Origin of the sequence: Pseudarthrobacter sp. NPDC059871 (assembly GCF_042731175.1) — a bacterium.
Classification (GTDB): Bacteria; Actinomycetota; Actinomycetes; order Actinomycetales; family Micrococcaceae; genus Arthrobacter.
Genome location: NZ_JBHWJV010000001.1, coordinates 424,250 through 446,083, shown reverse-complemented (window position 1 = coordinate 446,083; position 21,834 = coordinate 424,250). Strand labels below are relative to the sequence as shown.

Genomic DNA, 21,834 nt, shown 5'->3' with positions numbered 1-21,834 from the left:
CCGGCCGCGGTCCTGCTGATTCCGGCACGGTGCTTGCTAACCGCGTTCAAGGAACGCCTCCTTCTCAGGGTTGAGGTATCTGTCGATGGCATCCGCCAGTTCTGGGTGGGCAGCGAGGGACGGATCGCCGGTGACGATTTCCTGGGCGTCGGAACGCGCCTGGGCAATGATGTCTTCGTGCTCCAGGACGCGGAGGAGCCTGAGCGTGGACCGCCCGCCGGACTGGGAGGCGCCAAGGATGTCGCCCTCCCGGCGCAGCTTGAGGTCCTCCTGGGACAGGACGAAACCGTCGGTTGTGGCCGCTACCGCCTCAAGACGACGCCGGCTGGGATGCCCGCGTTCCAGCGAGGTGACGAGGAGGCAGGTACCCGGAAGCCCGCCCCGGCCCACCCGGCCCCGAAGCTGGTGCAACTGCGAGATGCCGAACCGGTCGGCGTCCAGGATAACCATCATCGTTGCGTTATGGACGTCCACGCCCACCTCGATGACGGTGGTGGAAACGAGCAGTTTGACGGAGTTGGCCGCGAAACCTGCCATGGTGGCCGATTTGAGGTCAGGGTCCTGGCGTCCATGCAGCGGGGCCACGGACACGCCGGCAATGGATGGTTCGTCCTCCAACTGCTCGACGACGGCTGTCACGGAGGCAAGCTCCCGTCCGTTCTCCTCGAGGTCGGCGGCGGCCGGCTCCGCTTCCCCCGGACTGAAGTCGCCGTCGTCGTCGGTGCCGATCTTGGGGCAGACAACATAGACCTGGTGGCCGGCATCAATTTCCTCGCGGGCACGGGCCCAGATCCGCCCGGCCCAGCCCGGGTTCTCCGCCAGGCCGACCAGATGGGTGGAAATGGGGGCACGGCCCTTGGGAAGTTCGTCCAGGGTGGAGGTTTCAAGGTCGCCAAAGACGGTCATGGCCACGGTGCGCGGGATGGGCGTAGCGGTCATCACCAAGAGGTGCGGGGGTTTCCTGGCCTTGGCCCGCAGGGCATCGCGCTGCTCCACGCCAAAGCGGTGCTGCTCGTCCACCACGATCAGTCCCAGATCGTAGAAGGACACGTTGTCACTCAACAATGCATGGGTACCGATGACGATCCCAGCTGTCCCTGACGCGGCGTCCAGCATGGCCTGCCTGCGGGCCGCGGTAGGCATGGAACCCGTCAGCAGGCTGACCTGCACCGCTTCCCCGTCCGTGCCGCCGAATGCGCCGAGCAATCCATCCCTGGACAACGGGCCGAGGGTCCGGCGGATGGAGTCGAAATGCTGGGCGGCGAGGACTTCCGTTGGAGCCAGCAGGGCGGCCTGGCCTCCGGCGTCCACCACCTGCAGCATGGCCCGCAGCGCCACCACGGTTTTACCTGAACCCACTTCGCCCTGCAGCAAGCGGTTCATGGGGTGGTCAGCGGCGAGCCCGGCCGCCAGGGTTTTTCCGACGGCAGCCTGGCCGTCGGTCAGCGTGAAGGGAAGGTTGCGGTCGAATGCGGCCAGCAGGCCGTCCCGGACCGGACGCCTGGCCGTTGCTTCCTCAGCGGCCAGCTGGGACCGCCGCCTGGCCAGGGCAGACTGCAGCACCAGCGCCTCCTGGTAGCGGAAGCGGTGCCGTGCGCGTTGCCAGTCCGCGGCCGTCTCCGGCTCATGGATCAGCCGGTAAGCCTCCGCGAGCGGCAGGAATTCCTCCCGCGCGGCGACGGTCTCCGGAACGGGATCCGGAAGGGCACCGAGGTCCACGGTTTCGATCAGCGTGGCGATGACCTTCTGGATCTTCCAGCTGGGCAGCTTTGCCGTGGCCGGGTACACGGGTATGGGCATGGCCGCGAGTTTCTCCGGGTCATCGCCGCCGGCCGTGAAGGGGTCCGAATCCAATACCTGGAAATCGGGGTTGGTCAGGCCGAGGGACCCCTTGAAACTGGTGACCTTGCCGGAGAACAATGCCCGGCGGCCGGGCTGCAGTTCGCTCTTGGCCCGGAAGGCGTTGAAGAAGCTGACCTTCAGGGTCCCGGGGACCTTGCCGTGGAAATCAGTACCGCCAACCAGCTTAAGACCGTTGCGGCCGTCGTCGTCTGAGATAACGACGTCGGTAATGGTTCCCTTGCGTGACTGCATGGAACGGGTATTGCTCGAGAGTACGCGCGCGATGAGGGTCACTTCTTCGTCACGCGGCAGTTCGCTGATGGGTGTCAGTTCACCGCGCGCCATGTACCGCCGCGGAAAATAGTTGAGCAGGCCCTCAACCGTACTGATGTTGAGGTGTTTTTCGATGACCCCCGCTGAACGCTTGCCGATGCGGCGTTCGAGGGCGAGGCCGGGCTCAGCGTTCATGCCCACCGGAGTCCACTGCCTCCTGGAGCGCCTGGTTCAGGTGGCCGGACGTGTCAGACAGGGCGCTGATGGACATGTCGGTGGGCGTACCCAGGGTGCGGATCAGTTCCACGGCAGGACCCGGCGTGGGGACGTGCACGTGGACCCGCCACCGGTAGGTGCCATCGCCGGCTTCCCCACCGCCCAGCTGGCTCATGATGACCGAGTCGCCCAACTCGTCCAGGTGCTGACGGAGCGTGGCTGCGTCCAGGGGCGAAAGGCTGATGGTGCACATGACCTCCACGCCTTCGTCCACCGGCATGCTGGTGTGGATGTGGGGGTCCTGGACGCTGTAGCCGTGAAGGTCATCGAGCAGCGTACCCTGCAGCTCCTCCCCCAGGACCACGGAACGGAGGCAGTCCAGGATTAGCAGCAGCCCCACGCCGCCGGCATCCACCACCTTGGCTGCCTGCAGGGCATCGAGCTGGTCCTCCGTGGAGACGACGGCGGCCAATGCTGCGGCCACCGCTGCGTCCAGCGTCACCCCGAGGGCGTGGTTACTGTCGTCTCCGGGATGCAGGGCGTCGATCTCTCCGGCCGCCAGGGACGCGGCTTCCATGACAGAAAGCATGGTGCCGGGCACGGGATCGCTCAACGCAGTCCAGGCACGGATCTGGGCCCGGTGCAGGGCTGTTGCCAGCAGGGCCGAACTGAGGCGCTGCTGGCCCGCGAGGGGTTCCGCCGCCGCGCAGAGGAAGACGGAGAACAGCGTCCCGGAGTTGCCCCGGGCTTTTTCCAGGGCTGCCTGGCCCGCATGGGTAAGGACGGCGCCGACGTCCGTGACTGACGGGTCCAGCGCGTCCAGGGCATCGGAGGCGGCCCGGACCGTGAGGTAGAGGTTGGTGCCGGTGTCGCCGTCCGCGACAGGGAAGATATTGATGGCATTGAGGCGGTCGCTGTGGTTGCCCAGCGCGGTTTCCGCTTTGTTGAGCCACCGCCTCATAGCCTGGGCATTGGCGGCGATCTTAGTCTGCAAAGTGGTCCCATCCCCCGGTGTCCGCGGCCCGGCCCGCAATCGTCACGCGCGGACCTTCGTCGATTCCCAGTGCTTGTACCGAGCCTATCGCAGTGAATCCGGGAGGAAGCTGAACGTCCGGCGGGAAGGTGGCGAGCAATCCATGGTCCTCGCCCCCACCCAGCAACCACGCCCCTGGATCCGTCTGCAGCAGGGCCGCGGCAGGTTCCAGGGCAGCAGCCAGCAGCTCCAGGCTGTCAGGATCAAGGTCTACGGAGACGCTGCTGGCCAATGCGATCCGGTTTCCATCCCGCAGCAGGCCATCCGAGATGTCCAGCATTGCGGTGGCACCCGCCGCCCGCGCCGCGGGCCCGGCCCCGAGCGGCGGTACGGGACGGCATTGGAGGTCCACCAGGCTGCGCTGTTGCGGGTCCAGCCGTCCTATCTGGACCTGGGACTCCAGGAGGGCCAGGCCCGCCGCGGCGCGGCCCGCTGTACCTGCCAGGGCAAGGACGTCCCCTGGCCTGGCGCCCGAGCGGAGGACCGGCTTCCCGCCGTCGAGCGTGCCGAGCACTGCTACGGTCACGGATATTTCCCGGCCCCGGCCAAGGTCGCCGCCAGCCACCGAACAGCCTGACGCTCCCAGTTCCCGGATCCCGGCGGTGAGGCCGTCGGCCAGCTGCTCCACCCAGGCCACCGGAGTGTCCGGCGGCAACGTGAGGCTTACCACCATGGAGGTGGCCCGGGCACCCATGGCATTGATGTCGCTGAGGTTCTGGGCGGCAGCCTTCCAACCGACGTCAAACCCGGTGGTGCAGTATCCGTTGGGCCAGGTGAGGCGGAAGTCCTGGTCCTGGACCTGGGTGTCGATACTGATGACCGTCCTGGCGTCAGGCGCGCTGATGATGGCGGCGTCGTCGCCCGGGCCGAGGAGGGTGGCGGCGGAATGCCCTGCGTCCATGGCCAGCCGGGGGAAGATCCGGGCCAGCAGCTCGGCCTCGGAAAGGGCCGCAACCACCGGGGAATCTGCTTCAGTCATAGGCTTTTCAGGCACCCCACTACGCTACAGCGCGGCACTGACATTCCCGGCAGGGCAAGTGGTCACACGAGCTTGGGTGAGCTGCCAGCTGTTCCGGAAGGGTGGGGGAATGTCCGGAACACTCCGTTCCGGCGATAGGCTTGGACTATGCCCCGCCCCCACCTGTCCCTGCCCCGCCGTGCTGCCAGGACGGTGCTCATTGGGGCCATGGTGGCCCTCCCGCTGGCAGGCTGTTCTCCCGCCGTCGACGTTGCCCCCGCCCAGGACGCCGCCAACCCCGCCTGCGCGCCGATGATGGTGGCCCTCCCGGACACCATTGGTGAGGCAAAGCTGCGGCAGACCAACAGCCAGGCCACCGCGGCCTGGGGCGATCCCTCGCTGGTGATCCTGCGCTGCGGCGTGAACGTTCCTGGCCCCACCACGGACCGCTGCGTCACGGTCAACGGCATTGACTGGGTCATCAAAGAGGGCGATACGGTGTGGACGCTCACTACCTATGGCCGCGAACCCGCCACCGAAATCCTGATGGACCCGGACAAGATCAGCTCCGCTACAGTGCTGGCCGACCTCGCCACGGCGGCAGGCAAGGTGCCGGCCGGCCGCAACTGCGTGGGCCAGCAGGAGCTGCAGGACCTGCCCCAGAGCCAGTAGGCAGGTTTCGGCACGCCCGGACTCCCGGGAAAACGCAGGTCAGCGCAGTCCGGTCTTCCTGTTCAGGGCCAGGTGGATCAGCTCGTCGATCAGATCGGCATAGCCAAGCCCGGACGCAGCCCACATCTGCGGGTACATGCTCTTGGGCGTGAACCCGGGCATGGTGTTGATCTCGTTGATGATCAGTTCGCCGTCAGGCGTGTAGAAGAAGTCAACGCGGCTCAGGCCTTCGGCCCCGACAGCATCGAACGCTGCAGCGGCGAGGTCGCGCACCCGGGCGATGGCTTCATCGGGAATGTCTGCCGGGCAGCTCAGCGACGCGGCGTCGTCCTCGACGTACTTGGCGTTGAAGTCGTAGAACTCGTGGCCGCCACCGGCCACGGAAATCTCGCCGGGCATGGAGGTCCGGGGCGCATCGGTTCCACGGCCTTCCAGCACGGCACACTCGATTTCACGGCCCACGATGCCGGCCTCGATGACCAGTTTGAGGTCGTGCCGGCGCGCTTCCTCGATGGCTGCATCCAGCCCTTCCAGCGAGTCGACTTTGGAGATGCCCATGGAGGAGCCTGCCCGTGCGGGCTTGACGAACACGGGGAAGCCCAGCCGGTCGACCTGCTTCCGGACAGCCTCGGGGTCCTTCTGCCATTGCCTGTCGGTAACAGCGACATAGGGCCCAACATGGAGGCCGGCTGATTCGAAGACAACCTTCATGTAGTGCTTGTCCATGCCTACGGCGGAAGCCAGGACCCCGGCGCCGACGTACCGGGTATCAGAAAGTTCCAGGAGACCCTGGATGGTTCCATCTTCACCAAAGGGCCCGTGAAGGAGGGGAAAGACCACGTCCACCGTGCCCAGTTCCTGCGGAACCTCATTGGGGGCAGCGACGATCAGCTGATGCTCTCCACCGATCTCAGCCAGCGTGACAGTCTGGTCGGACGGTGCCACCTCAGGCAGCGCCGCGCCGGCAAGGGACCACTGGGCAGTGTCACCGGCGGCCAGCACCCACTGGCCCGATTTGGCGATCCCGATGGGGATGACCTCGTACTTGTCCTTGTTAATGGCCCCGAGAACTCCGGCGGCGGTGACGCAGCTGACAGCGTGCTCGCTGGACCGGCCGCCGAACAGGACCGCTACCCGCGGTTTCGGAAGCCGGGCCGGCTCCCCTGACGTCAGGTTGTTGTGGGACATCGTCAGTCATCACCTTCAGGTTTCAATTCCCGGGACAGCAGGACGGGTCCCAGTTGGTCAACGGACAGCTTGCCGGCCAGCACGGCCACAACGGCGGCGGTGATGGGCATTTCCACGCCCAGCTTGCCTGCCAGTTCATGCACGGCCTGGCCGGATTTGATGCCTTCGGCGGTCTGGGTCATCTTCTGGCCCACCTCCTCGAGCGTGAGGCCCTGGCCCAGCAGCCGTCCCGCGGTGTGGTTCCGGGACAGCGGCGATGAGCAGGTGGCCACGAGGTCGCCCAGTCCGGCAAGCCCGGCCATGGTCTTGGCTTCTCCGCCGAGGGCAAGGGCCAGGCGTGACGTCTCGGCCAGGCCGCGGGTTATGACGGAGGCCTTGGTGTTGTCCCCCATCTCCTTGCCTTCGCAGATTCCGACTGCCAGCGCAATCACGTTCTTGACGATCCCGCCGATCTCCACGCCCACCACGTCAGATGTGGTGTAGGGACGGAAGTAGGGGGCCGTGCAGCTGCGCGCCAGCCAGCCGGCGACGGCGGAATCGGCGCAGGCGACCACCGAGGCGGTGGGCTCCTCCCGCGCAATTTCCATGGCCAGGTTGGGACCGGAGACGACGGCGATCCTGCCGGCCTCGAGGCCGAGCTCCTCGCTGATGACCTGGCTCATGCGCGCATCCGTGCCGAGCTCGAGGCCCTTCATGAGCGAGACCACCACAGCATCAGGGGCGACGAGGTGGCGCCACTCCCGCAGCTGCGGGCGCAACGACTGGGCGGGGACGGCAAGGACTACGAGGTCGGCCCCGTGGAGCACGTCCCCGACGTCGGTGGACGCCGTGATGCTGGCCGGCAGCGGCACGTCCTTGAGGTACTGGTGGTTGCGGTGGCTGTTGTTGACCTGCTCAACCACTTCACCCCGGCGGCCCCACAGCCTGATCTCACGCGGGGTACCTGCCGCCGTGGCGGCGTCGGCCAGGATCTTCGCGAAGGTTGTTCCCCAGGAACCGGCGCCCAGGACGGCGACGGAGCGGGCTGAACCCGCCAGGTTGAGGGTCACTGCTCGTCCGGCCCGTTGCCGGGGTGCTGGCCGCCACGCTCCATGAAACGACCGTGCTTGGACTGCTGCTTCCTTGACGGATCCCAGCGCTCGGCGGGCGGTTCCTCACCCCTCAGGCCGGCGAGGAGGCCGGTGATGGAATCCATGATGGCTTCGGTGGCTTCCGTCAGCGTGGCCTTGTCCAGCGGCCGGCCGGCGAAGGCGCTCAGGTCCACCGGGTCACCGATGACGACCCTTGATGTTTTGCGGGGGAAGATGTGGAACCTTTTGCCGTAGCGCGGAAACACCTCGTGCGCTCCCCAGTGGGCGATCGGGACCACCGGAATACCGCCTTCGAGCGCGAGCCTGGCTGCTCCCGTGTGGCCCTTCATCGGCCACAGGTCCGGGTCACGGGTGAGGGTGCCTTCCGGGTAGATGATGATGGCGCCGCCTTCCGCCACGATCTCCTGGGCCACCTGCAGCGACCGGTTCGCTCCCGCCGTCGAGCGTTCCACCGGGATCTGCTTGGTGGCGTGCAGGAGCCACCCGAGTGCGGGAACCTTGAACAGGCCTGCTTTGGCGAGAAAATGCGGCGCCCGCTTCTGGTTGTACAGCATGTGCCCCACCACCAGCGGATCGATCTCCGTGCAGTGGTTGGGCGCGGCGATGAATCCACCGGCGGGAAGCTTTTCAATGCCTTCCCATTTCTTGCCCATCATGAGGTTCAGCAGCGGCCGGGCAATGCCGGCGATGAACACAAATGTGGCCCTGCTCTTGGCAGATTCCTTCACGGCAGCCCGCTACTTCGCGGCAGTGATGTCGAAATCGGCACCCAGCCCGGCCAGCTTCTCAGTGAAGCGCTCGTAGCCGCGGTTGATGATGTCGATGCCCGTCACCCGCGAGACGCCGGTGGCGGCCAATGCGGCAATGAGGTGGCTGAACCCGCCGCGCAGGTCCGGCACGTCAATGTCGGTGCCCTTGAGCTGCGTGGGCCCTGAGATGACCGCCGAATGCAGGAAGTTGCGCTGCCCGAACCTGCAGGGCACGCTGCCCAGGCATTCGCGGTGCACCTGGATGCTGGCACCCATCCGGATGAGCGCGTCGGTAAAGCCGAAGCGGTTCTCGTACACGGTTTCGTGGACGATCGAGACGCCCTCGGCCTGGGTCAGTGCCACCACCAGCGGCTGCTGCCAGTCGGTCATGAAACCGGGGTGCACGTCGGTCTCGAGCACCAGTGGGTTGAGCTTCCCCCCGGGGTGGTAGAAACGGATGCCGTCTTCGCCAATGTCCATCCCGCCGCCCACCTTGCGGTAGGTGTTCAGGAAGGTCATCATGTCGCGCTGGGAAGCACCCTCGACGAAGATGTCGCCGCGCGTGACCAGGGCAGCGGACGCCCAGGACGCCGACTCATTGCGGTCGGAGAGGGCACGGTGGTTGTAGCCGCCGAGGTCGCGGACGCCCTCGATGCGGATGGTGCGGTCGGTCTGGACGCTGATGATGGCGCCCATCTTCTGCAGCACGGCGATGAGGTCGATGATCTCCGGCTCCGTGGCGGCACCACTGAGTTCGGTGATGCCCTCGGCGCGGGTTGCGCTGAGCAGGACCTGCTCGGTGGCGCCCACGGACGGGTAAGGCAGGGAGATCTTGGCGCCGTGCAGGCCCTTGGGGGCAGAAATATGGATGCCGCCCGGGCGCTTTTCCACCACGGCGCCGAACTGGCGGAGCACGTCCAGGTGGTAGTCGATGGGCCGGTCCCCGATTTTGCAGCCGCCAAGGTCCGGGATGAAAGCTTCGCCAATGGCGTGGATCAAGGGGCCGCACAGCAGGATGGGGATCCTGGAGTCCCCGGCGTGGGCGTCAATGGCTGTGCTGGACGCCGTCTTAGCGGCCTTCGGATCAAGGGTAAGGTCCCCGCTGACCGGGTCCTTCTCGACCGTCACGCCGTGGAGCTGCAGGAGGGAGGTGACAACCTCCACGTCCTTGATCTCCGGAACGTTCCGCAACACCGACGGTTCGTTGCCTAGCAACGCCGCCACCATTGCCTTGGGGACAAGGTTCTTGGCCCCCCGGACGGTGACGCGGCCAGTTAGCGGGACTCCGCCGCGGATTGTCAGAACACTACTCATATACCGGTTTCCTCACGATTACTCGCCCCCAAATCCTTGCAAAGGCTCCACCCAAGCATAGGAGGTCGCGTTACCGAACCGAAATACGCAGGCTCCTTGGCCGGGGCGTGGCGGCGAAGTACGGCGCCCCGCGCAGGGCCAAGGAGCTGGGCGCTGGCCCTAGGAAACCTTGGCAGGCAGGGTCTTGGGCTTGAAGGAGGGCCGGGTGGCCTCGTAGGCCGTGATATCGGCCTCATGCTGCAGGGTGAGGCCGATGTCGTCCAGGCCCTCGAGCAGGCGCCAGCGCGTGTAGTCGTCAATCTCGAAGGGGGCCACGATGTTGCCGCACACCACGGTCTTCGACTCCAGGTCAACGGTCACATGGGTTCCCGGCGCGTTTTCCAGTTCCTTCCAGATCAACTCGATGTCGTCCTGCGCCACCTGGGCGGCCAGCAGTCCCTGCTTGCCCGAGTTGCCGCGGAAGATGTCGGCGAACCGGGAGGAGAGCACCGCCTTGAAGCCGTAGTCCTTCAGTGCCCACACCGCGTGCTCGCGGGAGGAACCGGTGCCGAAGTCGGGACCGGCCACCAGGACGGAGCCGGCGTTGAAGGGCTCCTGGTTGAGGATGAAGGAGGAGTCCTTGCGCCAGGCAGAGAACAGGGCGTCCTCGAAGCCGGTGCGGGTGATGCGCTTGAGGTACACCGCGGGGATGATCTGGTCCGTGTCGACGTTGCTCTGGCGCAGCGGAACGCCGATGCCGGTGTGCTTGGTGAACTTTTCCATGGTTGCGTCCTAGGCTGCGTCGGTGTGGATGGCGGCGGATTCGGGGGCAGGATCAAGGTCCGACGGCGAGCTGAGCGTGCCGCGGACTGCCGTAGCCGCTGCCACCACCGGGGATACCAGGTGGGTGCGGCCGCCCTTACCCTGGCGGCCCTCGAAGTTGCGGTTCGAGGTGGAGGCGCAGCGCTCCCCCGGTTCCAGCTGGTCCGGGTTCATGCCCAAGCACATCGAGCAGCCGGCGAAGCGCCACTCGGCACCGAAGTCCTTGAACACCCGGTCCAGGCCTTCAGCCTCCGCTTCGAGGCGGACGCGTGCAGAGCCCGGCACCACGAGCATGCGGACCTTCGGGTCCTTTTCGCGGCCGCGGATGATGTCCGCGGCGGCCCGGAGATCCTCGATGCGGGAGTTGGTGCAGGAACCGAGGAACACGGTGTCCACCCGGATGTCCTTCATTGGTGTGCCGGCTTCCAGCCCCATGTACTGCAGGGCGCGTTCGGCGGCGGCCTTGGCGTTTTCATCGCCGAAGTCCTCGGGGGACGGAACGGCCTGGGACAGGGACACGCCCTGGCCGGGGTTGGTGCCCCAGGTGACGAACGGCTCCAGCGTGTCGGCGTCCAGGTCCACCTCGACGTCGAAGGTGGCGTCGTCGTCGGTCCGCAGGGTGTTCCAGTACTCGACGGCGGCAACCCAGTCAGCGCCTTCGGGGGCGTGCGGGCGGCCCAGCATGTAGGCGTAGGTGGTCTCGTCCGGCGCCACCATGCCGGCGCGGGCGCCGGCTTCAATGGACATGTTGCAGATGGTCATGCGGGCATCCATGGACAGGGCACGGATGGCGGATCCACGGTATTCCAGGACGTAGCCCTGGCCACCGCCGGTACCAATCTTGGCGATGACCGCCAGGATGATGTCCTTGGCCGTGACGCCGGGGCGCAGCGTGCCCTCAACGTTGATGGCCATGGTCTTGAACGGCTTCAGGGACAGGGTCTGGGTGGCCATGACGTGCTCCACCTCGGAGGTGCCGATACCCATGGCCAGCGCGCCGAAAGCGCCGTGCGTGGAGGTGTGCGAGTCGCCGCAGACCACCGTCATGCCCGGCTGGGTGAGGCCCAGCTGCGGACCCACCACGTGGACGATGCCCTGTTCGGCATCACCGAGGCTGTGCAGGCGGACACCGAACTCGGCGCAGTTGTTGCGCAGCGTCTGGATCTGGGTCCGGCTGGTGAGGTCGGCGATAGGCTTGTCGATGTCCAGCGTGGGAGTGTTGTGGTCCTCCGTGGCAATGGTCAGGTCCGGGCGACGCAGCGGGCGCCCTGCCAGGCGCAGGCCCTCAAAGGCCTGCGGGGACGTGACCTCGTGGACCAGGTGAAGGTCGATGAAGAGAAGGTCGGGCTGGGCGTTGGCACCTGCGCCGTCGCCTTTGCGCACCACGTGCGCGTCCCAGACTTTCTCGGCCAATGTCTTTGCCATGGCCATCTCCCTTCACTGCTGTTTGGCTGAATGCTTCAACTGAAGCAGGACGGCTCCGTACTGCGCCAGCCGAAAGATTTGCATCTCAGATAATGAGACGGCAATATCATTACATGGACAATTCTAGTGGAGTCGGCGTCATTGATAAAGCAGCACAGGTGCTTGACGCGCTCGAAGCCGGCCCCACCACGCTGGCACAGCTCGTAGCGGCCACCGGACTGGCCCGTCCCACTGTCCACCGCCTCGCCCTCGCACTGGTCCACCACCGGCTGGTAAGCCGCGACATCCAGGGCAGGTTCGTGCTTGGCAGCCGGCTGGTTGAACTGGCATCGGCGGCCGGCGAGGACCGCCTCATCGCTTCTGCCGGCCCCGTCCTGATGCAGCTTCGCGACGCCACGGGCGAGAGCGCACAGATCTTCCGCCGCCAGGGCGACTGGCGGGTCTGCGTGGCGTCGGCCGAGCGCCCCATCGGCCTGCGCGACACCATTCCGGTCGGCACCCAGCTGTCCATGAAAGCCGGCTCCGCTGCCCAGGTCCTGCTTGCCTGGGAAGACCACGACCGCCTGCTTGAGGGCCTGCAGTCCGCGCGCTTCACGCCGACAGTCCTGGCAGGCGTACGACGGCGGGGCTGGGGCCAGAGCCTCGGCGAACGCGAGCCGGGGGTCGCCTCGGTCTCGGCACCGGTGCGCGGACCGTCCGGCCGCGTCATTGCGGCCGTATCGATCTCCGGCCCCATTGAGCGGCTTACCCGGCAGCCCGGCAGGTTGCATGCTGAAGTGGTCTGCAACGCCGGGCGCATCCTCACCGAAGCGCTGCGCAAGAACAACGACTGACCGCCGTCGGGCCAAACCCGCACCCAACCCGCCCTCCGCCGGTTAGGCTGTGGCCCATGGGCAGCTACGCAGTATTTCTCCGCGGCATCAACGTGGGCGGCATCAACATCAAAATGGCGGACCTTCGGGACGCGCTGAACAGCAGCGGCTTCGCGGACGCCAAGACACTGCTGGCCAGTGGCAACGTGGTCCTTGCCAGCGGACTGGACGCCGCCGGCGTGAAACGGGAGTGCGAGAAGGCCCTTCGCGCCGCGTTCGGCTACGAGGCCTGGGTGGTGGTCCTCCCGTCCGGCAGGGTGGCTGAGCTGGTGGCGGCGTGCCCGTATCCGGAGGACGACAAGTCCACCCATTCATACATCACACTGTCCTCCGACCACGCAGTCCTGGACGAACTGGACGCTGCGGGCCAGGCACTCGGGGACATCCACAGGCAACACCGGCTTGGCCCGGAAGCCCTCGCCTGGCTCGCACCGGCCGGCGGTACCCTGGACAGCCCGTTCAGCAAGATTTCGTCAAAGGCCAAATTCAAGGCGGCGACCACTACCCGCAACCTGCGCACCATGATCAAGGTGCGGGACGCTGCTGCCGGCCTGGAAGCCGCCGGCGCCAAGGGGTGAGTCCCTCCCCTAGCCCGCCGCCACCTTCAGTGCCGCGTTAAACGCCGCAAGCCTGCTGACCTCCACCTCAACCGGCTCCACCACGAGATTCCGCGCAACCCCGGCCACGGCCGCTTCCAGCCGTTTCCGTGCCCTCGATGCCCGTGCCGCGGCGGCTCCTGCGGCAATAAAGCGGCCGGCCAGGGCCAGCACGATCCCCAGCACCACTCCGAACGCCGCCATCAGGGTGGGCACCGGCCACCCTTCCACCCGTGGTGGCTCCGGCGCCGGCATCTGGAAATACTGCAGGGCCGCGAGGCCGCCCAGCCAGCCGAGGCCACCCAGGACGGTCAGTAGGGCCAGCCACTGGACCACGTTGAAGACGCCCCACCACCAGGATTTCCGGTTGGCTCCGAGGTCGGTCCCGGCGATGGCCTGGTCAAGGGCGTCCGGAAGCCGCTCCCGGCCCTCCCGGGCTGCGCTGCGGATGGCGGCCCGCCAAGGGCCCGGCGCGCCGGCGCTGGCGGCGTCGGCAAACTCCCTGACGGCCGAGTCGGTGCGCGCCCGCTCAGGGGCACTGGCGGGCGGAAGCGACGTGCGGTTGAGTTCGGCCGGAGCGTCCCTGCGGAGGTTGAGCCTGCGCAAGGGGTCGGGCCGGAACCTCGAAAGCCATCGGGTGGCGGGCCAGCCCGTCCGCCGGACGGATTCGAGGCGGTAGGAACGGGCCACGGCACTGACAACCACCGGCACGTTGGCTGCCGCCGCCAGCTCCGTACCCAGTCTGGCCGTCGCCTGGTTCCGGACGCCGGCGGCTTCACCGTCCCCTGACGCGTCCCGCAGTTCCCTGGAAGCCTTCGCGACGTCGGCCTCCAGCCGCTGCGAGCGGGCCTTGCGCTGCACCACTACGTTCCTGATCGCAGCACGCACGCCGTCCACGCCCTGGCCCGTCAGCGCAGAAGCGGCGAGGACCTTCACTTTGCCCAGGCCCTCGGCGGCAAGGATCCCGCGGAGGGATTCCAGCACCGGCGGCACGTCGTGGGCGGGGAGCCTGTCCACCTGGTTGAGGACCACCAGGGTGACGGCGCCGTGCGAGGCCAGCGGGGCGAGGAAATCCTGGTGGACGGCCGCGTCCGCATACTTCTGCGGGTCAAGCACCCAAACGAGCACATCCACCAGTCCCACCATGCGCTGGACCACTTCACGGTTGGCCGCCCGGGTGGAATCGAAATCCGGCAGGTCCAGCAGGATCAGGCCGGTGTCCTCGCCAGCAAAGCCTTCCACGGGAGCTGCGTGGTGCCGGTTCCGGACATCAAGCCAGTCCAGGAGCGGTTCGCTGCCGTCCACCCCCCAGACCCCCGCCAGGGGCTCCGATGTTGTGGGACGGCGCGCCGCCGTCGTCGCGATGTCACCGCCGCTCACGGCATTGAACAACGAGGACTTTCCGCTGCCGGTGGCACCGAAGAACCCCACCACGGTGTGTTCCGCTGACAGGGAGCGGCGCGATCCGGCCCGCTCCAGGATCTGGAAGACCTCCTCCAGCTGCGCGTCCGGAAGGACACCACCGGCCAGCTGCCGCGCATCGTTCAGTGCTTCCAGGCGCCGGTCCAGCCGTGATGAATCCCGGGCGCCGCTGTGCCGGCTCACGCGGTCCCCGCCAGGCGGGCCAGTGCGTCGGCCTGGCTGTCGAGTACGCCGGCAGCCATCGTGTCTGCTGCCGGGAGCCGGACCAGGAACCTTTGCTGCTCCTCCTCGAGCAGCAGCTGGCAGCGGGCCGCCAGGTCCGTGCGTGCCTTTTCGGCCATCCGGCGCACAGCGTCTTCACCGAACACGGCCTCCAGCAGGCGCTGGCCCACGACGGCGGTTCCCCCTGCCACGCCGACCTCCAGCCCGGTCAGGCCTGCTGTCATAGAGAAGACGACGATCATCAGTGCGGCACCCAGCCCGTTAATACCGAAGGAGAGCCACCGGGCCTGGGTCCGTTTTCCCTGGCCCTCCGTGCGGATAAGTTCCATCAGCGCCTCCTGCCAGGCGCGGATCTCCTGTGCTGCGCGGTCCGCGAACCCGGGACCGGTCCCCGAAAGGTCGTCTGTGCCCAGCAGTTGCCTGCCGGCCGGGTCAGACCGCCAGCGGTGGTCGGTTTCCTCGGCGGCGTTTGCTGCCTCGTCGACCATAACGGCCTGCAGGCCCGTTTCGATGGCTGCTTCGACCTTGATGGCCGGCGGCGGTTCACCCCGGAAGAACGCACCCAACCGGTCGCGGAAGGGGCCCACGTTCTGCTCGAGAGTCCGGAAGAACTCACCCGTGCCCACAAAGTCCTGCCAGCGGGCCAGCACTTCCCCGCGGAGAAGTGCGCCGTCGCGCGTGGCGTCGAGGATCCTGCTGCCCGCGTCCCTGTAGGCGGCACCAACGCCTGCCTCCAGTGCATGCGCCGCGCGCTGCTGCTCTGCGGCGCACGCGGAGATCGCTGCAACCCTGCCGGCCAGTGCCCGGACCGCACCGTTGAGGGTGCGGCGCGCGACGTCGGCCCGGCCTGCGGCGTCAGCGGCGAGGCCGGTGAGCCAGTTCCGCAGCGGAAGGACAGCTCCGGCGGGCAGCATGCCCAGCGGATCCAGCGTGGACTCAGGGATGACAAAGAGCTGGGCACCGGCCAGGCCCTCGCGGTCGAGGAGTCTCCGCAGGTCCTCGCTGACTTCTTCCTCCGCGCCGGACGGTACCCTGTCCAGGACCACCGCCACCATGATGTCCCTCGCCGCCGCATCCAGGAGCAGCCGCCAGGGGACGGCGTCCGCGTACCTGTTGGCTGTGGTGACGAAGATCCACAGGTCAGCGGCCGCGAGCAGCTGTCCGGCGAGCTTCCGGTTGTCATCAGAGATGGAATCGACGTCGGGGGCGTCGAGGAGCGCAATGCCCGCCGGAACGGCCTCATCGGCTAGCAGGACCAGCGAGGAGACGGCAGCGGCGTCCGGTCCCGTCACCGTTTGGGCTGCAGGGACAGGTCCGTCGGACAAGGCACCGCGGATCCGGCCCAGGCCCGGCAGGACCCGGCTGCCCTCGAACCAGGCGGCTTCGGCAGGGTGGTGCAGGAGGATCGGCTGGCGGGTGGTGGGGCGGATGGCACCCGAGCGGGTGACGGGGTGGCCGGCCAGCGCATTCACCAGGGTTGACTTTCCGGCACCGGTTGACCCGCCGACGACGGCAAGCAGCGGGGCATCGAGGCTGCGGTAGCGGGGAAGGATGTAGTCGTCGAGCTGGGCCACACCGGCCGCGGCGTCATGCCGCCCCTGCTCCGCCCCCGGCAGGACCAGGGGCAATGCCACCTCCGCCAGGGTGCCGCGGACCTGTTCAAGCAGGGACACGGCTGCCGTGTTCCGCTGCTCCTGCCGGTCCGCGTGGCGGTCCTCATTCGGTGAGCTCACAGCAACATCATGCCAGCTGATGGCAGAGGAAGAATTGAATATGGCCGGAAATACAAAATGGCCCCGGGTTTATTGCCCGGGACCATTTCATTGGTGACCCCAGCGGGATTCGAACCCGCGTTACCGCCGTGAGAGGGCAGCGTACTAGGCCGCTATACGATGGGGCCAAGTACCTTTTTTGGCGTTTCCGCCGTTCAAGCTCAGTCATTGTTTCATACACTTCGCTTTAGTTTCAAATCGGCGAACCGGCTGAAACTGCCTGGCATGAAGAGGGAAACCCATATTCAAACCAGAGCTGGGATACCAGGACTCGAACCTAGAATGACGGTACCAGAAACCGTAGTGTTGCCAATTACACCATATCCCAATGGAACTTTCGGGCCCGGTCTTCAAGGCTTTCGCCCTGCTCCGTGCGCCTCAGCACGAGAAAATACTCTACCCGAGACTTTCGGCTCGCACAAATCGAGGCGGCCGGACCTTCCGCCGCGCCCGACACCACCCCGGAATTAACCCTTGCCCATGGGTCAAATTTAAAGTTACTGTCGGGTAAGTTACTCATCGGTAACTAGATGCATGCCCTGCCAACCGGGCACCTCCGAAGAACTGGAACCGTTCCAACCACCATGGTCTTCGCCGCCGGGCAGCGTCGTCCGGTGGCGGGTTAGGAAGTCAGCGTTGACAACCCGTACAGCAGCCATTGCGGCAGACGGCCGCAAGAGCCGGTCCCAATCCATCGCAATTTTCGCTTTATCCCTGTTGCTAGTTCTAGTCCTTGCCTTCTACACCTATCTCACCGGCCAGATATCCGGTGGCGCCGCCCGGCTCAGTGATGGCGCCGCCAGGGCAGCGGCCGGCGCGGCCCAACTCAGGGACGGCTCTGGCCAGCTCGCCACCGGGGCCGGGGCAGCCAACTCGGGCGCCGTCCAGGTCAGGGACGGCTCAGCAAAAGTCGAGGACGGGACAAAGGCACTGAACACCGGCGCCGTGGCCCTCCAGTCCGGGGCGGGCGAGATCTACTCCGGAGTCCGCGACAAACTGGCACCCGGAGCGGACAAGCTGCATTCAGGTACCACCAAGCTCCGCAACGACGTAGTCAACAGGCTCGTTCCGGGCGTCTACCAGGTCGATGACGGCGCCCGGAAGCTCCAGGCAGGTGCCGTCGAGCTTTCCACTGCTTTGACCCCCTCGCCGGCCGGGAACGCGCCAAACAACCTTGCTGACGGCGCCGGGCAATTGGCGGCAGGAGCCGGCCGCCTCGCTGCGGGCGCAGGACAGTTGGACACCGGTGCGGGCACCCTCAACGCCGGCGCGGAGGCCCTGCGTGGCGGCACAGCCCAGCTCAAGGCCGGAACGGATCGGCTTGAGGGATACCCGGGCGCGGGCAACGACCCCGCGAAGGGAGATGGGCTGGCTGCTCTCAGCCAGGGCCTTGACCAGCTCGAGTCTGCGGCGAATGGTCCCCAGGGCCTGGTGCCGATCGGCCTGCTCAAGGACAAGATTGCCAAGCTTGCCGAGGGCGGCCGCAGGGCCTATTCGGGGGCAGCCCAGCTCAATGCTGGTGCCGGAACGCTCGACTCCGGGGCGGTTGCCCTCAGCGACGGCGCAGGCAGGCTCAAAGCCGGAACCAGCACCCTCGCTGAGGGAGCGGACGAGCTGAATTCCGGTGCGGGCAGGCTCACGGCAGGCTTTGCCACGCTGGCGGAGCGGCTCAACTCCACGGACCCGCACAACCCGGGAGTGGTCCTGGGCACTTCCCTGCTGGCAGACGGCACGGCCAAGATCCGCACCGGCATGGACGGCGTGCCCGGGGACCCGGAGAGGCCGGGACTGATCTACGCCGCCAACACCCTCAATGACGGCACCGCCAAGCTCATGACAGGGATTAACGGCGACGGCGACCCGTCAAACCCCGGCCTCCTCGCTGGGGCGCAGGCCCTCTCCGACGGGACCATCCAGCTGAGCGCCGGGGCAGGCAGGCTCCAGGCAGGCAGCAGCCAACTGGCAGAGGGCACGGGAAAGCTCGCCGAGGGCAACGGCAAGCTGGACGACGGTTCGGGAAAGCTGGCGGAGGGCGCAGGCACCCTGGCTAACGGGAACTCACAGCTTGCCGCCGGTACGGAAGAGCTGCACGCCAAGGTGGCGGCAGTATCGCCGTCGTCATGGCTGAAAGGCCCTGCAACGGCGCTTCTGCTCGTCGGGTTGCTGCTGGCCGCCGGCGTCGCCGCCTTCCTCGTCCTGCGCCGCCGCGCTGCCCGTCCGGGAACGGACTAAGCGATAAGGGTCTCAGCGGTGGCGGCCTGGGCGACGGCGGCCCTGCTGCACTGACCCGGCACTAACCCTGTTGGAAGAGCGGGAGCAATTCCGCCAGCGTGGAAACCGCGGCACCTGAAAAATGCGCCGCGGTTTCCGCGTTCCGGTTCAGCCAAACGCCCTGCAGCCCGGCCGCCGTCGAACCCTCCGCATCGAGCAACCTGTTGTCGCCCACGTAGAGGGTTTCAGAGGGTGCTGTGCCCAGGAGCCGGACACCTTCGAGGTAGATTGCCGGGTTGGGCTTGGCAACCCCCAAGGTGTCGGTGCCCACGAGGTGCGCCACCCGCTCCAGGCCGGCGCCGTCCAGTTTCGCCCGCTGGTAGTCATGGACGTTGTTGCTGACGGCCCCGTACGGGATCCCTGCCCGGTCCAGGACATCGAGCAGCGGCAGGACGTCCGGGAACGGCTTCACGTAGGACGGCTGCTTCTGGATGTAGGCGGTCAGCCACTGGTGCGACTCCTCGCCGTCGGCCAGTTCGATGCCGAAGTGTCCCAGCGCAGCCCGGCCCCGGAGGAGGCGCTGCTCATTGAATGTCAGCTCACCCGCAAGGTACTGGTCGTAATAGTGCGTGGTCTCATGGGTGAAGATGCGGCCGAACCGCTCCCACCCTGACTGGTCGAGCCCGGGCAGGAGATGCTCGCTGACCTCACGCAATGCGGTGGTCATGGAGTATTCGAGATCCACGAGGGTGTCGTCGATATCGAACAGGACACCCCGGACGGTGCCCACTTGGGCCTCCAGGAGGCCGCCGGCAGCGGAACTGGCCACAACCATCAGCCGCGGAAAGCCCGAAGCCTGCGGAGTGAGGCATCCTTGCCCAGGATCACCATCGACTCGAACAGCGGCGGCGAGATGCGGCGGCCGGACACGGCGGTGCGGACCGGTCCGAAGGCCAGGCGCGGCTTCAGTCCCAGGTCCTCGACGAGGGCCTGCTTGAGGGCTGCCTGGATGGTCTCCGGATTCCATTCCTCGAGGGGCTCAAGGGCACCGATCGCTGCGTCCAGGACTTCGGCCAGGTTCTCCGGCAGGCCCTTGCGCGCGTCGTCGGCAACGTCAATGGCGTCATCGGCCTTGAACAGGAACGCGATCATTTCCGGTGCCTCGCCCAGCAGGGTGATGCGCTCCTGGATCAGGGGCGCGGCCTCGGTGACGATCTCTTCTTCGCGGTCAGTCAGGATCTCCCCCACCAGTCCGGCTTCCCTCAGGTAGTGCGCCACCCGGTTCCGGAAATCCTCCGGGGCGAGCAACCGCACATGCGTGCCGTTGATGGCTTCGGCCTTCTTCAGGTCGAAGCGTGCCGGGTTGGCCAGGACGTCGTGGATATCGAAGTTCTCCACCAGCTGCTCCACGGTGAAGATGTCCTCGTCGGCGCTGAGGGACCAGCCCAGCAGGGACAGGTAGTTCAGCAGGCCCTCCGGGATAAAGCCCCGCTCGCGGTGCAGGAAGAGGCTGGACTCGGGGTCGCGCTTGGAAAGCTTCTTGTTGCCCTGGCCCATGACGTAGGGCAGGTGGCCGAATTCGGGCATGTACTCGGCAACACCCACTGCGTGGAGCGCGCGGTAGAGGGCAATCTGGCGCGGGGTGGAGCTGAGCAGGTCTTCGCCGCGGAGCACGTGGGTGATGCCCATCAGCGCGTCGTCCACCGGGTTGACCAGGGTGTACAGGGGGTGGCCGTTGGCCCGCACCACTGCAAAGTCCGGAACCGAACCGGCGCGGAAGGTAATCTCGCCGCGGACCAGGTCAGTGAAGGTGAGGTCTTCGTCGGGCATCCGGAGGCGGAGGACGGCCTGGCGGCCCTCAGCCCGATACTGGGCCAGCTGCTCTTCCGTCAGGTGCCGGTCGTACCCGTCGTAGCCGAGCTTGGGGTCACGGCCGGCGGCGCGGTGGCGGGCCTCAATCTCGTCCGGAGTGGAGTAGGACTCGTAGATGAAGCCGCCCTCATGCAGCCGCTTGATGACGTCCTGGTAGATATCGCTGCGCTGGGACTGCCGGTACGGTTCGTGCGGGCCGCCCACCTCGACGCCCTCGTCCCAGTCGATGCCGAGCCATTTCAGCGCGTCCAGCAGCTGGTGGTAGCTCTCCTCGCTGTCCCGCGCCGCGTCCGTGTCCTCGATGCGGAACACCAGGGTGCCCTTGGTGTGCCGTGCGTAGGCCCAGTTGAACAGGGCAGTACGGATCAGGCCCACGTGCGGGGTGCCGGTGGGTGAGGGGCAGAAACGGACCCGTACGGGTGTTTCCGGGGTAACGGGCGGGATGGAGGCGGCAGGCGACGAAGAAGCGATAGTCATAGTGGCTTCAACTTTACCGTCTGGTGCCTGCCGCCATCACGGCCTGTCCCTTAGCGGCGGACGATCGGGTTGGACAGCCGGCCGATGCCTTCGATTTCCACTTCATACCGGTCACCGGCGGTGACCAGGCCGACGCCGGCGGGAGTGCCGGTCATAATCACGTCACCGGGCAGCAGGGTGAACGCCTGGGAGACGATGGAGACCAGTTCCCGGACGCCGCGGATCATCTGGTTGGTGTTGCCGTCCTGGCGTATTTCGCCGTTGAGCTTGCCCTGGATCTGCAGGTCCTCGGTGTCCAGCTCCGTTTCAATCCACGGGCCGAGCGGCGCGGAAGTATCAAACCCCTTGGCACGGGTCCACTGCAGGTCGGTCTTCTGGACGTCGCGGGCCGTAAGGTCGTTGCCGCAGGTGTAACCGAAGATGACGTCGTCAACGCGGTCTTCGGGGACGTCTTTGCAGATCCGGCCGATAACGACGCACAGCTCGGCTTCGAAGGAGATCTCCTCAGAGAACTCCGGCAGTACGACGGGATCATTCGGGCCGACGACGGCCGTGTTCGGCTTGAGGAACAGCAGCGGCTGGGCAGGGACATCGTTGCCGAGCTCGTGGGCGTGCTCCACGAAGTTCCGGCCGACGCCGATCACCTTGCTGCGCGGAATAATCGGCGCCAGCAGCCGGACGTCCTCCAGCTTGTGGCGGACCGACGTGCGCTCCACGCCATTGAAGAACGGGTCACCCTGGATGACAGTAATTTCCTCGCTGCCGGCGTCACCTTCAACAACGCCATACAGGGGATCGGAATCGACGACAAACCTCGCAATACGCATG

The 21,834-nt window shown here is 66.9% G+C and carries 18 protein-coding genes and 2 tRNA genes; 4 read left to right on the top strand and 16 right to left on the bottom strand.

The window, feature by feature from the left end; genetic code table 11:
• Positions 1 to 36: 36 nt before the first annotated feature.
• From ACFV4R_RS01980 to ACFV4R_RS01970, 3 genes are read right to left on the bottom strand one after another with little or no spacing between them, the layout of a single operon-like run.
• Positions 37 to 2,310: an ATP-dependent DNA helicase RecG gene (locus ACFV4R_RS01980; protein ID WP_377202191.1), complete on the bottom strand. Its 2,274-nt coding sequence runs from the start codon at positions 2,308 to 2,310 to the stop codon at positions 37 to 39.
• Positions 2,300 to 3,292, bottom strand: a complete 993-nt coding sequence (locus ACFV4R_RS01975) for a DAK2 domain-containing protein (protein ID WP_377202192.1) — start codon at positions 3,290 to 3,292, stop codon at positions 2,300 to 2,302. Before ACFV4R_RS01975 ends, ACFV4R_RS01980 begins: the two co-directional genes overlap by 11 nt.
• Positions 3,293 to 3,314: 22 nt before the next feature.
• A complete protein-coding gene (locus ACFV4R_RS01970) occupies positions 3,315 to 4,343 on the bottom strand; it encodes a thiamine-phosphate kinase (protein ID WP_377202193.1) in 1,029 nt (342 codons plus the stop codon).
• Positions 4,344 to 4,490: 147 nt separating this feature from the next.
• Between ACFV4R_RS01970 and ACFV4R_RS01965 the strand changes: the two genes are divergently transcribed.
• Positions 4,491 to 4,994, top strand: a complete 504-nt coding sequence (locus tag ACFV4R_RS01965) for a DUF3515 domain-containing protein (protein ID WP_377202194.1) — start codon at positions 4,491 to 4,493, stop codon at positions 4,992 to 4,994.
• A gap of 39 nt (positions 4,995 to 5,033) precedes the next feature.
• On the opposite strand, the gene ACFV4R_RS01960 is transcribed toward ACFV4R_RS01965, so the two are convergent.
• From ACFV4R_RS01960 to leuC, 6 genes are all read right to left on the bottom strand, one after another.
• Positions 5,034 to 6,182, bottom strand: coding sequence for a D-alanine--D-alanine ligase family protein (locus ACFV4R_RS01960; RefSeq protein ID WP_377202195.1), 1,149 nt, complete (start codon positions 6,180 to 6,182; stop codon positions 5,034 to 5,036).
• A gap of 2 nt (positions 6,183 to 6,184) precedes the next feature.
• Positions 6,185 to 7,231 (bottom strand): NAD(P)H-dependent glycerol-3-phosphate dehydrogenase, encoded by a 1,047-nt coding sequence (locus ACFV4R_RS01955; protein ID WP_377202196.1) that lies wholly within the window; start codon positions 7,229 to 7,231, stop codon positions 6,185 to 6,187.
• Positions 7,228 to 8,001, bottom strand: coding sequence for a lysophospholipid acyltransferase family protein (locus ACFV4R_RS01950; protein WP_377202197.1), 774 nt, complete (start codon positions 7,999 to 8,001; stop codon positions 7,228 to 7,230). The genes ACFV4R_RS01955 and ACFV4R_RS01950 overlap by 4 nt, the downstream gene beginning before the upstream one ends.
• A gap of 9 nt (positions 8,002 to 8,010) precedes the next feature.
• On the bottom strand, positions 8,011 to 9,336 hold the full coding sequence (gene murA / locus ACFV4R_RS01945) for a UDP-N-acetylglucosamine 1-carboxyvinyltransferase (protein ID WP_091720961.1): 1,326 nt from the start codon (positions 9,334 to 9,336) through the stop codon (positions 8,011 to 8,013).
• Between the two features lie 159 nt (positions 9,337 to 9,495).
• On the bottom strand, positions 9,496 to 10,098 hold the full coding sequence (leuD, locus tag ACFV4R_RS01940) for a 3-isopropylmalate dehydratase small subunit (RefSeq protein WP_377202198.1): 603 nt from the start codon (positions 10,096 to 10,098) through the stop codon (positions 9,496 to 9,498).
• Between the two features lie 9 nt (positions 10,099 to 10,107).
• Positions 10,108 to 11,562: a 3-isopropylmalate dehydratase large subunit gene (gene leuC / locus ACFV4R_RS01935; RefSeq protein ID WP_377202199.1), complete on the bottom strand. Its 1,455-nt coding sequence runs from the start codon at positions 11,560 to 11,562 to the stop codon at positions 10,108 to 10,110.
• Positions 11,563 to 11,675: 113 nt separating this feature from the next.
• Here leuC and ACFV4R_RS01930 point away from each other — a divergent pair, with 113 nt between their 5' ends.
• Both ACFV4R_RS01930 and ACFV4R_RS01925 read left to right on the top strand, forming a co-directional pair.
• On the top strand, positions 11,676 to 12,395 hold the full coding sequence (locus ACFV4R_RS01930; RefSeq protein WP_009356552.1) for an IclR family transcriptional regulator: 720 nt from the start codon (positions 11,676 to 11,678) through the stop codon (positions 12,393 to 12,395).
• A gap of 56 nt (positions 12,396 to 12,451) precedes the next feature.
• Positions 12,452 to 13,012, top strand: a complete 561-nt coding sequence (locus tag ACFV4R_RS01925; RefSeq protein ID WP_377202200.1) for a DUF1697 domain-containing protein — start codon at positions 12,452 to 12,454, stop codon at positions 13,010 to 13,012.
• A gap of 9 nt (positions 13,013 to 13,021) precedes the next feature.
• On the opposite strand, the gene ACFV4R_RS01920 is transcribed toward ACFV4R_RS01925, so the two are convergent.
• The 4 genes from ACFV4R_RS01920 to ACFV4R_RS01905 form a co-directional block, all read right to left on the bottom strand.
• The gene (locus ACFV4R_RS01920) at positions 13,022 to 14,635 is read right to left on the bottom strand and encodes a GTPase (RefSeq protein WP_377202201.1); all 1,614 of its coding nucleotides are present in this window, start codon (positions 14,633 to 14,635) and stop codon (positions 13,022 to 13,024) included.
• Entirely contained in the window at positions 14,632 to 16,407 is a 1,776-nt protein-coding gene (locus tag ACFV4R_RS01915; RefSeq protein ID WP_377202202.1) for a dynamin family protein, read from the bottom strand. The genes ACFV4R_RS01920 and ACFV4R_RS01915 overlap by 4 nt, the downstream gene beginning before the upstream one ends.
• A gap of 91 nt (positions 16,408 to 16,498) precedes the next feature.
• Positions 16,499 to 16,574, bottom strand: a tRNA-Glu gene (locus ACFV4R_RS01910).
• Positions 16,575 to 16,702: 128 nt separating this feature from the next.
• A tRNA-Gln gene (locus ACFV4R_RS01905) sits at positions 16,703 to 16,774 on the bottom strand.
• A 308-nt stretch (positions 16,775 to 17,082) separates the two neighbouring features.
• On the opposite strand from ACFV4R_RS01905, the gene ACFV4R_RS01900 reads away from it, so the two are divergent.
• Positions 17,083 to 18,678 carry a hypothetical protein gene (locus ACFV4R_RS01900; RefSeq protein ID WP_377202203.1) on the top strand — a complete coding sequence of 532 codons (1,596 nt, stop codon included), beginning with the start codon at positions 17,083 to 17,085 and terminating at the stop codon, positions 18,676 to 18,678.
• Between the two features lie 61 nt (positions 18,679 to 18,739).
• Here ACFV4R_RS01900 and ACFV4R_RS01895 read toward each other — a convergent pair whose 3' ends face one another.
• From ACFV4R_RS01895 to ACFV4R_RS01885, 3 genes are read right to left on the bottom strand one after another with little or no spacing between them, the layout of a single operon-like run.
• Positions 18,740 to 19,492, bottom strand: a complete 753-nt coding sequence (locus tag ACFV4R_RS01895) for an HAD family hydrolase (protein ID WP_377202204.1) — start codon at positions 19,490 to 19,492, stop codon at positions 18,740 to 18,742.
• Entirely contained in the window at positions 19,492 to 21,006 is a 1,515-nt protein-coding gene (gene gltX / locus ACFV4R_RS01890) for a glutamate--tRNA ligase (protein WP_377202205.1), read from the bottom strand. The genes ACFV4R_RS01895 and gltX overlap by 1 nt, the downstream gene beginning before the upstream one ends.
• 50 nt (positions 21,007 to 21,056) lie before the next feature.
• Entirely contained in the window at positions 21,057 to 21,833 is a 777-nt protein-coding gene (locus ACFV4R_RS01885) for a fumarylacetoacetate hydrolase family protein (protein ID WP_377202206.1), read from the bottom strand.
• Position 21,834: the final 1 nt, after the last annotated feature.

Excerpts from the sequence above, each read along its gene's own strand:
- ACFV4R_RS01965 (WP_377202194.1), top strand. The coding sequence starts at position 4,491 with ATGCCCCGCCCCCACCTGTCCCTGCCCCGCCGTGCTGCCAGGACGGTG.
- ACFV4R_RS01970 (WP_377202193.1), bottom strand. The coding sequence starts at position 4,343 with ATGACTGAAGCAGATTCCCCGGTGGTTGCGGCCCTTTCCGAGGCCGAG.
- gltX (WP_377202205.1), bottom strand. The coding sequence starts at position 21,006 with ATGACTATCGCTTCTTCGTCGCCTGCCGCCTCCATCCCGCCCGTTACC.
- ACFV4R_RS01895 (WP_377202204.1), bottom strand. The coding sequence starts at position 19,492 with ATGGTTGTGGCCAGTTCCGCTGCCGGCGGCCTCCTGGAGGCCCAAGTG.
- ACFV4R_RS01980 (WP_377202191.1), bottom strand. The coding sequence starts at position 2,310 with ATGAACGCTGAGCCCGGCCTCGCCCTCGAACGCCGCATCGGCAAGCGT.
- ACFV4R_RS01925 (WP_377202200.1), top strand. The coding sequence starts at position 12,452 with ATGGGCAGCTACGCAGTATTTCTCCGCGGCATCAACGTGGGCGGCATC.
- murA (WP_091720961.1), bottom strand. The coding sequence starts at position 9,336 with ATGAGTAGTGTTCTGACAATCCGCGGCGGAGTCCCGCTAACTGGCCGC.
- leuC (WP_377202199.1), bottom strand. The coding sequence starts at position 11,562 with ATGGCAAAGACATTGGCCGAGAAAGTCTGGGACGCGCACGTGGTGCGC.
- ACFV4R_RS01975 (WP_377202192.1), bottom strand. The coding sequence starts at position 3,292 with ATGAGGCGGTGGCTCAACAAAGCGGAAACCGCGCTGGGCAACCACAGC.
- ACFV4R_RS01930 (WP_009356552.1), top strand. The coding sequence starts at position 11,676 with ATGGACAATTCTAGTGGAGTCGGCGTCATTGATAAAGCAGCACAGGTG.
- ACFV4R_RS01960 (WP_377202195.1), bottom strand. The coding sequence starts at position 6,182 with ATGTCCCACAACAACCTGACGTCAGGGGAGCCGGCCCGGCTTCCGAAA.
- ACFV4R_RS01885 (WP_377202206.1), bottom strand. The coding sequence starts at position 21,833 with ATGCGTATTGCGAGGTTTGTCGTCGATTCCGATCCCCTGTATGGCGTT.
- leuD (WP_377202198.1), bottom strand. The coding sequence starts at position 10,098 with ATGGAAAAGTTCACCAAGCACACCGGCATCGGCGTTCCGCTGCGCCAG.